Raw genomic sequence first — 13109 nt, forward strand, 5'->3', positions numbered from 1 at the left:
TTTTTATATTCGTTCAATCGAACTCTATTTCTGCCTAGCATATTATTTAACTGGATTTTAACCATCCTAATTCTTCAGAAATGATCCCTGCCGCTCTCTTCACTTCACTCATAATATATTTAGAATGGTGATCCTTATTCGTTTCCGAAAAAACAGCGCTGATGGAAGCCACTACTTTCCCTTCCCAAGAAAAAATAGGTGCCGCTATAGTAACCGTTCCCTTAGTAATTTCTCCAAAAGAGTTAGCAATCTTCCATTTCGTAATAAGTTTTAATTCGCTTTCTAATGTGTTTACATCACTTATTTCACCCTGCTCAACAAGTTTTTGTATGATCTGCTGTTTCATATCTGAACTTAGATGAGACAAAATTGCTTGATTCGATGCACCAACACATAATGGCGTTCTCTTCCCAATCTCTTTCTCCTTTGAAAGCAAATTCTTATTAAGACAGTCAACAATTACTCCCTCAGTACCTTCTGGAACGGTTAAATAAACGGATTCTCCGGTTTTCATCATCAGCTTTTCCATAGTCGGAAGTGCACTATTTCGAATGGATAAATTATCCCGTATCGAGAACCCTAATTGCATCAAAGTTAAACCTAAACGGAACTTTTTGGTTTCATGATTCTGAAATACAAAACCATATTCAGCAAGACTTGAAAGTAATCGATGCACCGTTTGAATAGGAATATCAAGTTGGCGGCTTACTTCAGTCGCACTCCACTCCTCTTGATCCTCAGTCGGCACGATGGTGGTGAGTAATGCAACAGACTTCCGAATAACCTCCGACATACATTTTCTCCTTGATTGAGATATTGATAAGTTGCTGTCTTTATAAAAGAGTACTTCCAAAATGAATCATAGAAACATGGATAGTTTGTCTTGCGATCTAACGAAAGGGATCATCGAATAATAGACGACTCGATCCTATTCTAAATTCGCGTGACGTCCGTACATTTTATCGGAATCCATGCCTTTTTTCTCCATGAAGCGGAGAATAATAGAATCATAGAATAATAGCAAGCTTTGTTCGAACAGAGAACCCATTGGTTGAATGGATTTATTCCCTGTATCGACACCGGACTTCGCTTGAGCAGGGATTTCAATGACGATATCTGCCAAATCACCAATGGTGGAGTTCGGGAATATCGTTACTGCTGCTACTGTAGCTCCGATGCTTTTTGCTTTCTCTGCCATGGCAACAAGACTTTTCGTTTCACCAGATCCAGAGCCGATGATAAAGATATCGCCTTCTTCTAAATTAGGTGTCACGGTTTCGCCCACAATATATGGATCCAATCCCATGTGCATCATACGCATGACAAAACATCTAGCCATGAAACCTGATCTGCCAGCACCTGCCACAAACACTTTCTTTGCGCTCAAAATGCCATTTACGAGTTGTTCAGCATCTTCATCGCGAACGAGCGCCGCTGTTCGTTGAAGCTCTTGCAAAACGAGTTCAGTATATTGAGTTGTTTGCATAATTAAACGGTCACCGCCTCTTTAATTAATCGTTGCATTTCTTGTGCGACGGCTTTTTTGTCGTCTTTCCCTGTGATGCCGCCTCCCACGATTACAAGATCTGGTTGTGCTTGAATCACTTCAGGAAGCGTTTCCAATTTAATGCCGCCTGCTACAGCTGTTTTTGCGTTTTTCACGACGCGTTTAATCGTTCTAAGTTGTTCAAATGAGTTTTCACCCGCTGCTTGTAAGTCATACCCTGTATGTACACATATATAATCAACACCTAGAGCGTCTACTTCTTTCGCACGTTGTTCAATGTCTTTTACATTGATCATGTCGACAAGAATTTCAGATCCGTGTTTTTTTGCTTCTTCTACTGCACCTTTAATTGTTGAATCATCTGTTGCGCCTAGAACTGTTACGATACCAGCACCAGCTTCAGATGCTTTCATTACTTCATATCCGCCTGCATCCATGATTTTTAGGTCAGCTAGGACAGTTAAATTAGGGAATGCTTCTTTCATTTCTTTAACAGCGCGAAGCCCTTCGTTAATAACGACAGGTGTACCGATTTCAACGACATCTACGAATGCCTCTACTTCTCTTACGACGCTGATGCCTTCTGGAATATTAACTAGATCAAGTGCTAATTGTAATTTCATGATTGGGTCACTTCCTTCATATAATTGTTATTATTGATTTATTAGTACTACACTCAGTATATGTCCTAATTTTCAGAAAATAAAGTACGCACTTTATTAACATATGGTGATAAATATTATACTATAGAGAGTTCCTTCTTAAGGAAAATTGATTTCCATATTAAAATCGTCCATTTGAACATTCGTTTGAGAGGTATTGCATCGGCTCAAATCTATCAATAGAATACTAAAAAATACAGACAGTCCTCTACAGAAGAAAACAGTCTGAAACTCCACAGATATGGGCTTTTCTTTTTGTCGGACAACGGTTCTACTTATTAAAGGGCCATAATAAAAATCCTTCTTTTAAGAAATAAAAGAAGGATAGACTTTCTATTAAACATACAATCATTGGCTTAACTTGATTGATCTGGAGTGATTCCTTACACAACACCTATGATCAAGTTAATCTATACATTATTAACTTAAGCGATGTATTCCTCAACTGGAATATCTTTCGCTTCTTCTCTAACATAGTATTTCCCTTTTGTAGCAATTGCCATAATAATTGTGACCACAAACGCGATGATAAAGGAAAAGAATGCAGATGTATTTTGTAAGAACGTCCCCATATATCCGAAGCCAGCAATAGAACCAAATATACTCGCTACTACAAAAGCAACGACGCCAACCGGATTCCATTTGAACAAATTCTTTTGTCTATGTTCATAATAAGTAGGGCCGATTTTTAATACTTTTTTAACAATGAATGCATCACTTATTAAGATAGCTGCCCATGCCATTAGGAAAATCCCTTGAGCGATTAGTACACCACTTAAATGATCTAGTATGCCACCTAGCATTAAAGCGATTGAGGTTACGCCTGATACGACTACCCAAAACGGTCTTCCTGGTTTAAATTTAAACACGTTCTCAAAAAAGCTGGACAGAGATAATGAACCGCTGTATAAATTCGTAATGTTAATACGAACTTGCGTCAAAATCGTAAAAAATACGCCCCCTATACCTAGGAGTTGAACCATATAAACACCAGGGTTAGCTTCTCCCATGCGAACTCCAAACCAGATACCGATAAGACCCATGATGAAAAAACAAAGGAGCTGAGGGAAAAACCCGATAATATACTTCCCTACTTTAACGTCATCTTTTTTAAGAAATCTCGCATAATCTGATGCAAGTAAAGCCATTAGACCTAATAATCCATTTTGCATGCCTATGCAAAGAAGCAAAGCTGTTCCTCCAAATTTAACTCCATCTGGCACATAGGTCAAAAAGTTCCCATCATACGCTGACGGTTTAATGAAAGAGACAATCAAAGCGATGGCTAACATAATGATAAATATCGGCAATGTAAATTTTTGTATTTTATCCAATTGCTTAATCCCAAACCAGTTTAAAGGAATAACAACTGATCCAAAGAAAACAATTAACACCCACATTGGAATGGCTGGGAGGAATTCATTCACAGCATACACCATGAGAATTCCTTCAAATGCACAGTACATAATGAAGTTTGAGGCATAAACGAGTGAGGTTAATGAAGCACCTATATAACCAAATCCTCCGCCCCTGGATAATAAGTTTACATTCATTCCCGTTTTTGCGGATAAATAAACAATAATTGTACTGATGATTCCAGCAACAATTGTTGCGTATATTCCTGACACCAACGCATTCATCGCGCCAAATTTAATGGCCATGACGCTCCCCATTTGAAAAAAGAAGATGGCTGTAGAAATACCTAAAGCGATGTTTGCAACACTTAGTAAGCCCATATTTCTTTTTTCAGTAGGCACTTTACTTAATGAATAATCATCTTTCATTAATTCTTTTTCGCTTAAACCCTCTGTTTGTCCTGATACGTTCAATGACCCTCCAGCCATAATTTCATCTCCTTTTGAAAATTATCCAAATATTAGGAATTATCAGTTAATTGAAAGGAAAATATAAGGTAAGAAAACGATGGTTGAATCTATGCCAATCGTATAATCATGATTTGCGATATCTACGCTTCTATTTCAGCTTCCAGTTCTAGTAGAGCAAAATAGCTTCGTGTTGTTGGACCTGGTTCAATATTGCGAGTGAGCATGTGCAATGCATCTGCTACTTCAATGCGGCGATACGTTTCTGTTACACGTCCATTTATCTTTAATGATTCCCGTCTTTGAAACAACTCTTCCATGGTGTCATTTGAAAGACCTTCTGACATTTTAATTGTGTCCATTACATTTTTCTCAGCTGCTTCACAACTCGTAATTTTCACATCACTATTTTCAATGCGACCTGATGGTGAATAGGCTAACGCTGTAACAATACGATGTTTAGCAGCATTTACAGTTTCTTTTAAAAAAATAGGCTCAAGAAGATCCATATCTTCGACAAGCAAGCGCGTAATACCGCGGTCATTAATTGCCTCTAAAATTTGCTCAGGATCATCTTCCACGATAACCTCTTTATGCGGTGGCCATATGTCCATCCAATAATGTGTCATATACTTTTCACCGACATGAAAGACAAAGAACTCGGGATAAATAAACTGTTGCCCTGGTTCAACCCCAAGATTCGGTCGGAAAAAATCATAAAACCGCGTAAGCGCTGACATCAACACGGCACTTGCACCTGTCCCTCCGCCAACTTCTCTGACGACGACCCCGATGCGATCATGTTCGTTGAAACCTGGAAAAATATCTTCTAATAAAGCTTCCTGACCATTCAGCTCAAAATCAAAATCTTGATAGCTCATGGCATTGACCGTATGCATTGTTTAATAACCCCTTTTCGTTTCATAGATTATAAGAACACTTAAATGGAATATCTCTATTTTTTAGATAGGAAAGGAAATATGGCCTCATGTATTTAACTTGAGATTACATATTAATTATTTGTCGAATTAAGTTTAGCTTAAACTCACTTTGCTACAAAATGAAATCGCTTTCTTTTGAGGTTTGATCATTAAGTGGACTACTTATTTTCTTATTTGATAAAACGGCCTTCATTTCCATTCAACCACAAGAACATTCAAAGTTTTCTGATTTATAGAGAGAAAAGTAACCCGTTTGCGCAGCGCTTTCATTTGTGCAAACGGGAACATCTATACTTCAACTTTAAAATCTAGTTAAACGATCGATTATGCAAATATAGGTTCTGGCAATCTGTGTGCAACATAAGTTGCTACTCCATCGCATTCAGGGTGGAATGTAACCGTAGTACCAGCGTTGATGATAACTACATCACCAGCTTCTGCTACCATTCTATCAATTCCTTGATCATCACTAAGGATAAATTGGCCACTAACAACCGTTTTAATTTCTAAGTAATCATATTTAAAATCAAAGCCTTTTTCGGCTTTTTGCATTGCATATAAACCTAATGTTGCAGCACCTTCAGCTTGAGTAATAGGAATATCAATAATTTGGCTTCTCACTTCTGGGATTCCTAGTATCGCGTTGACTTCTTTTAGTTCTGTAGTACCAGCTTTAATTAATTGTAATCCGGGACCTTGACTTAAATAAGTATAGTTGTCTTTTGTAGCTGTTCTGCTCATTCTTTTCACTCCAATTAATTTTATTAGTTTTATCTGAATCTTCTTTCTACTTTAATTCTAGCATTATTAAATGATATTTACTTGCTTCAGTTCCATCAGTTTTGTCGCGTTCAACGTGCGACAAAACTGATGATAGTGCTATTCTAATGCAAAGATAGAAGGGTATACTTAGACACTAACAGCCATATTACTTTTTAACTTGTGTAGAACCATGCTAGATCTACATAACGTATGCCTGAACTTAACTCATTTTGGACATTGGCTATTAAACAATATTGTTTATATGCTCCACCAGTTCATCATAACCTTTCATATCGGTGAAAGACCTAAGCGAATAGCAGACTTTATTGGGTACCGTTTTTTGTACAACAGAAAGGAACTTCTCGTGGCAAATAATAAGGTCTGCATATTCGGGAATATCGCTAATAGAGGCATTTTCAACTTCTATAGTCAAATTGGCTTGTTTGAGCTTCTTTTTTAACATCGCAGCTCCCATTGCACTTGAACCCATTCCTGCTTCACAAATAAAAAAGATGTTTTCAAGCTTATCTATATTGGAAAATGCTGAAATAATTTCTGTCTCACCTCTTTCTTTATTCATAGATGGATCAGTCATATTATCCATCGTCTCTTTTGTGATTGGTTTTTCATCTTTCTCTACACGTTGAAACTTTACATATTCACTATTTTCCAATAAAAGAGGAGAATCTGGCACTCGTTTTAAAAGAATCACACTGCAAAAAAAGGTGGCTATAGCTGAAAGCAATATACCTAATATGATAAAAAGTATATCCTCTTTTGGCGCCAGACCGATAAACAAGAAGATACTAGATGGCGATGGAATAGCGACAAGACCTACATCAAACATTTGAAATGTAAACACCCCAATCATTCCTCCTACAATAAGTGGAATAATTAAAAGCGGATTCATTAAAACGTACGGGAAATAAACTTCCTGTACACCACCAAAAAAATGGATAAAAACAGCTAGTTTTGCACCCTTCCTTTGTTCAATCCCCATTTTCAACCAACAAGCGAGAAGAATACCTAGTCCCGGTCCCGGATTTGCTCCTAACACGAAAAAAATAGATTTACCGAGCTCTTCTGCTTGCTGAACCCCGAGAGAGCCTAATACTCCAAAATTGATAATATTATTTAAAAATAGCACTTTTGCAGGTTCAATGATTGTGGCCGTCAGTGGGAGCCAGCCTGAGTAAATAATGGTTTCTAATAGATTTGTGAGCCATTCCACGACAGCAGAAAATGTTTGTCCTACATAAAAAAAACATAAAATCGTGAGTATAGTAGCAATCATCGCAGCTAAGACATTACTAATGAGCAATTCATATCCAACACCGGGTAATTTCTTTTTTACGATATGATCAAGCTTTTTTATTAGCCAACCTGTTAATGGTCCGATTATCATGGCACCAAAGATGGCCGGAGTAGAACTTGATAGTATTAATCCATATGTCACGATGGAAGCTACAACAGCTCCCCGCTGTCCCCCTATTAATCGCCCACCTGTATAACCTAATAAAATAGGCAAAAGAATGTTATTAATAGGATTCAATAAAAGTAAAATTCTATCATTATACCACCATCCATAAACCCCAAAAACTCCTTGAATGATTCCTGCGACTATAATGACCGCAATATTTTGGTAAACGATGGCGCTCAACAATTGGCCTAGTTTCTTCATCATATTCACGCAGGAAGACCTCTGCTTCAAACACAGAACAGGCAACGCCCAGTGTTAAACAGAGGAGGAATGGCGCTTTTGCTAACAATAATATCTCCTGCACTTCCTCCTTTCCGTAATCGAATGGGTAGAGGAGAAAACCGTTGGATGACTGATGTAAACTATTAGGTCAGTAAGGTACTCCTTGGTTTGTTGGCAACTTAAAGTAGGGGCCAAAAGCGTTCGCATTATCAAGATGTTGACTTTCCCTGAATCTCCTTTAAAAAACGCGCTGCTTTCTTTTCATATGTCTCCGATAATACAGCTTCCAACGAACTGTTCACGACATCTGCCGTAGATTCTCTTAATACGTTAACAAATGATTCTTCTATTAACATGGAACTGATGTTACTGATCATTTCTATATGCTCTTTTGGCGCCCCCTGAGGTGCCGCCAATAAGAGTACTGTATTAACAGACTGTTCTTCATCATCAGCAAAAGGCCATAAAATAGGTTCTTTCATTCGAAAAACGACAACAAGCAAGTTATTTAATCCTTCTGACTTAGCATGAATCATCGCCAAATCATCTATTACAAACCCACCTTGCTGCTCACGCTCTTCAAGATCTTTGGAAAGCTTCTCAAAATCACTTACTTCCTCAATATCTTTAATCCCACTAAGAATGCTGGGAATCGTAACAGGAGGGCGTACATAAACATCATTATAGACTTTTAAATTTCGTAAAATTTGAATCATACCTTCCCCATATTTTGCAAGGGACATGACAGAAGATGATTTCCCGTTCGTATTTTGTACATTCTTTTGAATGGGCTTTGATTTATTTACTTTGAACAAGGCACTTTGAATTCTTGATAGATCTTCTGGTTTGAGAAATGGGCTTACAATGACGACGTTATTATGTTTCACAAAAGGAAGGTTTATTGTCGAAATCAAAATATCCACTTCCGCCTTTTCCTGCAGACATCCTTCAAGCTCATTCATCGAGACAACTGCTTCTACGTTCAAATTCGGCATTTCAGTACGTAGCCTTGAAGCCAAATATGTTGACGTTCCAAGTCCACTAGAACATACAACAATGGCTTTATACTCACTTTTTAAAGTATCTTTCTTCCGAATAAGCGCAGCTCCGATGTGCATCGCTAAATAACCGACCTCATCGTTTGGAATAGGGCCGCCCGTTCTATTTGCTAAAAGCTCACACGCTTCCTTACATGCAGAAAACGTTTCCGGATACCTTTCTTTAATTTTCCCGAGCATCGGATTATGTATTTGAAGCCCGTATTTTAAACGGGTAAAGGCTGGAGCAAAATGGGAAACTAACCCATCAAAAAGAAGTTCATCCCCTTCAAACGATTCATCTAGATGGTATTCCACTGCTCGAATAAAGCTTTGTGTCAATTCAATCCAAGTAAATTCTTCTTTTTCATAGTTTTCCCTTTCTTTTCGGTTAGAAAGACGGGCCCCTGATAAATGTAGAGCAATATAATTCACTTCGATTTTAGGTATTGAAATGGCAAGAATGGTTTCAAGTCGTTCAACAATTTTTTCCGCAAGTGAATAGATTAATTGATCAAATTCATAGTCTTGAGATACATTAGGCACATTGGATGTTTGAATGATCTGTCCGCTTTTTATTCTCTCGACTGCAAGCATTAGATGAACAATTAGATTTACATAGTTCCTGTCTGTTAATTCGATATCTGTTTGCTCTTTTAAGACTTGGTGTACAACACGCTCAACATCCAAGATGTTATGAATTTGAACAAACTTTAGTAAACGATTTCGAATCATCATACCTAACTGATCTTGCACCTCTCCCCCCCCTAACTCTGTCTTTTTATGGAAAAGTTCGAGCCATTCCTCAAACATTATATCCTTGTGGAGCAACCTGGACAACATCGTCCTCCGTTGCTTTTCCTGCCCATTGATATATACGCCAATTCCCGGCGTTCGTATGAGTGTAATCCCCCCCTTTTCAAGCCAAATACTCACCTTGTCCAAATCAGAGCTGACAGTCCCTTCCGTAATCCCGTACTTTTTACTAAACACAAATTGCTTAATCGGTTCTTTAGAAAGCAATAAGTCATAAGTCATTCCATCCTGTCGTTCTTCTGGAGAGTACGTGGAAAACGTTTTTGCCTGCTCTATGTGTTCTCTTAACCATCTCTTCCCTTCCTCGGATCCTTTCAATTCAAAACCGTCTCCAATTTGTTTCTCTACTTTTAAATCGTAGGCCTCTAAGATTGATTTAAGCGTTTTCATTTCTCTTTGAATTGTTCTTGTACTTAATTTAAACATTTCAGATAACTCTTTATAAGTAATAGGTTTTTTAGCTATTAGCAGCGTCCTTAACAGCTCTTTTTGGCGAGAATCTAAAATAGGAATTTGTTGTTTCACTTTGTTTATCTCCCTCCAAATATAATCATTCTATTTATAGAAGGCTATACGCTGGCCGTCAAAAGAGTGACTTCCTATTGCTGCATTGACTATCAAAATTAGATATCAACGATAAAAAGGACTTTCCCTTAGTCCCTCAATAGTTTATTGCATAAAACAACCCTATTGATGTTTTATTGAAGCTGAGCTTTCACTTTTTTACTTACATTATCGGGAACCCAAGTTGTCCATACTTCTTCATATTCTTTTAAAAACCATATAGCCGCCTCATGTGTAGTTGTATCATATTTCTTCATGTAAGCTAAAAAGTCAGTCGTAATGGCATTGCTTATAGAATAGTTGCTTAAAAACGCAAAAACTTCTGGCACCTGTTCTGGCAGCTTATTGTGAACAGCAATCGTTAATCTTTGTGAAGGGAACTCTGTACGGTACCCATTTAACCAATCTTTTTCATTGTATGGCTCATCTTTCAGTTCGGTAATATCATACAATCCGGCCGTCCATGTCGGTGTCCATATGTAGCCTACCCATGGCTCACCATTCTCATAGGCATTAATGAATGTTTTATTTAATGCTGGCTGAGTCACTGATTCAGAATAATTGAATGTTTTGTATAACCCGTAGTTTTTCATTTTTTCTCGAAACACTTTATTAGCATTCCATTCTGGATTCGCCCCGTAAATACGTCCTTTATTTGGATCATCCGGATCTTCGAAAATTTCCCAATACTCAGGTAAATCATGAATCGATTTCAAATTAGGGGCTGTCGGTTCAATACCACGCTCGGGGTCCCCTTCAATAACATAGGTTGGAACATAAAGGCCTTGCCGCGTACTTTCTGAGTTTACAGATACTTCTATAATATCACCATTTTCAATGGCAGATTTATATTCTATCGGGTAGCTTCCCGACCAAATCTCCATATAAACATCCATACTTCCCGTACTTATCGCATAAAGTGAAGCTGTTTCAGATCCCGGAATTAATTCTGTTTTATACCCATAACCGTCTTCAATAATAATTCTTGCGATCTCGTTGTGTACTCTAATACTTTCCCAACCTGCATCCGCAAATTTAATTGTCCCAATTGCTCTAGTTGGTACGATAGATCCACTAGAATTACTGCAACCAGCAAGGACAAACGATGAAATAAGAGTTATTATGAACATGAAACTCATGCTCTTTTTCATTGAAATCTCCCTCTACCTTCATACTTTCTTCATATAATAGCGCTATCATTCGGCGTAATTCATGAAGATAAAGCGCTAGCCTTACACTGAAGCTTTTTGAATTTTGATTGAAGAGATGCATCCATATCCCATCAGCTTATTATACATCTAATATTCGATACATTCAGAAAATTATATCGTTTTAACTTCATTGAAACAATAATGAAGGAACTTACAAAATGAGCAAAAAAAGAACCAGGCGTGCATATGTAGTGATGGGACACTCATACGCCGTCATCGCAAACTCCCTGCGACAACACTTACCTTGGCCCTTACTCGTACTATTCTGCCGTTAATTGTAGCGTGTATGAAGGTTCGTAGCAAGGGAAAACCGTACCAGTTACGGTAGGAGGACGTTGTTATCCGACGCGATAGTAGCGTCTTTTGTGTCGTAAAGGAGCTGGAAACAATGGATGATTGAATACAAGCAGCATTTTACCACATCTGAACGGATCGCCTTAAAACGCTTAATCCGATATGTAGCTAAAGTACTGGGCATTTCAACGGCCAAGATCAATACGATTTTGGCCGCCATCGACGACAAGGCGAATGGATACGAGATAAGCAGAGCCACATTTAAGCGAATGACATGTAAAGCAAAGAAAATCGGTTTGCTGACCGTCAAAGAGACGGTTCGTACTAATAAATAGAACAATCTGTTTTCAACGTAAGGCTCCTAAAAGGCAAGGAAAAGAAGGCTGGCCTTCTTTTCCTTGCCTTTCTAGTAAGCTAGCTAATACTCAACTGAATAGTTACAAACTTCTTTTTTCTAGATACGGTAGGAAATATGGATTAATATATTAATGACAACGTTTTCTCTTTAAGATTAATAATTACTTGTAAAACTTCTTTGGCAAGATAATTATAAAAACACCCTATAGTGCATAATAAGCTACTACAGAGTGTTTAATAATGTTATTCCTAGACAACTATTTCTTCTTTTAAATTTTTGAAGAAACGAATCACCGTCGATTGTTTCTTTACATAAATGTTGGTTCTGGCAGACGATGTGCTGTATAGAAAGCATCTCCATCGCTTTCAGCATCAAAAATTATCGGTACATTAGGAGTAAAAATAACAACGTCTCCTGCTTCAGCTACATATTTGTTTCCTTGCTTGTCCCGTAAGACAAATTTACCTCTGTATACAAACTTCACTTCTAAAAATTCATACACGAATTCAAATTCTTCTCCAGGCTGCATAGAGAAGTACCCCATTGAAAGGGCATTTTCAGTTGCTGTTACAGGTACATCAATGATTTGGCTTTTCAGTGCCGGAACTCCTAAAATATCATTCAATTCTAGCTTTTTATAAGTTCCTGCCTTAATAATTTGGACACTAGGTTTTTGGCTCAAATATTTGTAGTTTGTTGCTGCTGTTGATTGGCTCATTTATAAACACCTCTATTTTTTAAAATATTTTTAATTTCCTTACATGTATGGTCGTTGATTTAAATTAAACGGTAACTGCTTCTTTAATTAAGCGTTGCATTTCTTGTGCTACAGCCTTTTTATCATCTTGGTTAGCAATACCGCCACCTACAATGATAAGGTCAGGGTTTGATTTAAGAACTTCAGGAAGTGTTTCTAATTTAATACCACCTGCGATTGCAGTTTTTGCATTTTTCACAACGCTTTTAATTGTTTCAAGGTCCTTAAATGAGTTTTGACCTTTTGCTTGTAGGTCGTAACCTGTATGTACACAAATATAGTCTACGCCCATTGCGTCAACTTCTTGCGCACGTTTAGCAAGATCTTTTACAGCAATTAAATCAATAAGAATCTTTTTACCTTGTTTTTTTGCTTCTGCAACAGCGCCTTTGATAGACTCATCTTCAGCTACAGCTAGAATAGTGACGATATCAGCGCCATGTTCAGATGCTTTTAAAACTTCATAACCTGCTGCATCCATTGTTTTCATGTCAGCTAAAACTTGTAATTGAGGGAATGCTTCCTTCATAGCTTTTACTGCTTGAAGACCTTCAATTTTAACAACCGGTGTACCAATTTCTACGATATCAATGAAATCTTTAACTTCTTCCACCAATTTAATTGCTTCTTCAGTATTTACTAGGTCTATCGCCAATTGTAGTTCCATGATTGGGC

General features: G+C 37.6%; 12 protein-coding genes. 1 reads left to right on the top strand and 11 read right to left on the bottom strand.

Features of this window, described 5'->3' with window-relative positions; all coding sequences use genetic code 11:
• Positions 1 to 46 precede the first annotated feature (46 nt).
• The 9 genes from ACIQZI_RS19695 to ACIQZI_RS19735 all read right to left on the bottom strand — a co-directional run bounded on the left by ACIQZI_RS19695 (position 47) and on the right by ACIQZI_RS19735 (position 10965).
• A complete protein-coding gene (locus ACIQZI_RS19695) occupies positions 47 to 793 on the bottom strand; it encodes an IclR family transcriptional regulator (protein ID WP_062187925.1) in 747 nt (248 codons plus the stop codon).
• A 135-nt stretch (positions 794 to 928) separates the two neighbouring features.
• Entirely contained in the window at positions 929 to 1486 is a 558-nt protein-coding gene (gene hxlB / locus ACIQZI_RS19700) for a 6-phospho-3-hexuloisomerase (RefSeq protein WP_049683949.1), read from the bottom strand.
• Between the two features lie 2 nt (positions 1487 to 1488).
• Positions 1489 to 2130 (bottom strand): 3-hexulose-6-phosphate synthase, encoded by a 642-nt coding sequence (gene hxlA / locus ACIQZI_RS19705; RefSeq protein WP_062186692.1) that lies wholly within the window; start codon positions 2128 to 2130, stop codon positions 1489 to 1491.
• A 464-nt stretch (positions 2131 to 2594) separates the two neighbouring features.
• Positions 2595 to 4013, bottom strand: coding sequence for a purine-cytosine permease family protein (locus ACIQZI_RS19710; protein ID WP_403076324.1), 1419 nt, complete (start codon positions 4011 to 4013; stop codon positions 2595 to 2597).
• Positions 4014 to 4135: 122 nt separating this feature from the next.
• Positions 4136 to 4891 carry a hypothetical protein gene (locus tag ACIQZI_RS19715; RefSeq protein WP_403076327.1) on the bottom strand — a complete coding sequence of 252 codons (756 nt, stop codon included), beginning with the start codon at positions 4889 to 4891 and terminating at the stop codon, positions 4136 to 4138.
• Between the two features lie 366 nt (positions 4892 to 5257).
• The gene (locus ACIQZI_RS19720; RefSeq protein ID WP_403076803.1) at positions 5258 to 5713 is read right to left on the bottom strand and encodes a cupin domain-containing protein; all 456 of its coding nucleotides are present in this window, start codon (positions 5711 to 5713) and stop codon (positions 5258 to 5260) included.
• A 226-nt stretch (positions 5714 to 5939) separates the two neighbouring features.
• The gene (locus ACIQZI_RS19725) at positions 5940 to 7379 is read right to left on the bottom strand and encodes a PTS transporter subunit EIIC (RefSeq protein ID WP_403076330.1); all 1440 of its coding nucleotides are present in this window, start codon (positions 7377 to 7379) and stop codon (positions 5940 to 5942) included.
• Between the two features lie 227 nt (positions 7380 to 7606).
• Complete coding sequence (locus tag ACIQZI_RS19730) at positions 7607 to 9775, bottom strand: BglG family transcription antiterminator (protein ID WP_403076333.1); 2169 nt, start codon at positions 9773 to 9775, stop codon at positions 7607 to 7609.
• Between the two features lie 173 nt (positions 9776 to 9948).
• Entirely contained in the window at positions 9949 to 10965 is a 1017-nt protein-coding gene (locus tag ACIQZI_RS19735) for an ABC transporter substrate-binding protein (protein WP_403076336.1), read from the bottom strand.
• Between the two features lie 452 nt (positions 10966 to 11417).
• On the opposite strand from ACIQZI_RS19735, the gene ACIQZI_RS19740 reads away from it, so the two are divergent.
• Complete coding sequence (locus ACIQZI_RS19740) at positions 11418 to 11654, top strand: hypothetical protein (protein WP_403076339.1); 237 nt, start codon at positions 11418 to 11420, stop codon at positions 11652 to 11654.
• A gap of 330 nt (positions 11655 to 11984) precedes the next feature.
• Here ACIQZI_RS19740 and ACIQZI_RS19745 read toward each other — a convergent pair whose 3' ends face one another.
• Entirely contained in the window at positions 11985 to 12395 is a 411-nt protein-coding gene (locus ACIQZI_RS19745) for a cupin domain-containing protein (RefSeq protein WP_403076341.1), read from the bottom strand.
• Between the two features lie 64 nt (positions 12396 to 12459).
• On the bottom strand, positions 12460 to 13101 hold the full coding sequence (gene hxlA / locus ACIQZI_RS19750) for a 3-hexulose-6-phosphate synthase (RefSeq protein WP_403076345.1): 642 nt from the start codon (positions 13099 to 13101) through the stop codon (positions 12460 to 12462).
• Positions 13102 to 13109: the final 8 nt, after the last annotated feature.

The organism is Peribacillus sp. NPDC096379 (genome assembly GCF_044762875.1).
In the GTDB taxonomy this organism is placed as follows: domain Bacteria; phylum Bacillota; class Bacilli; order Bacillales; family DSM-1321; genus Peribacillus.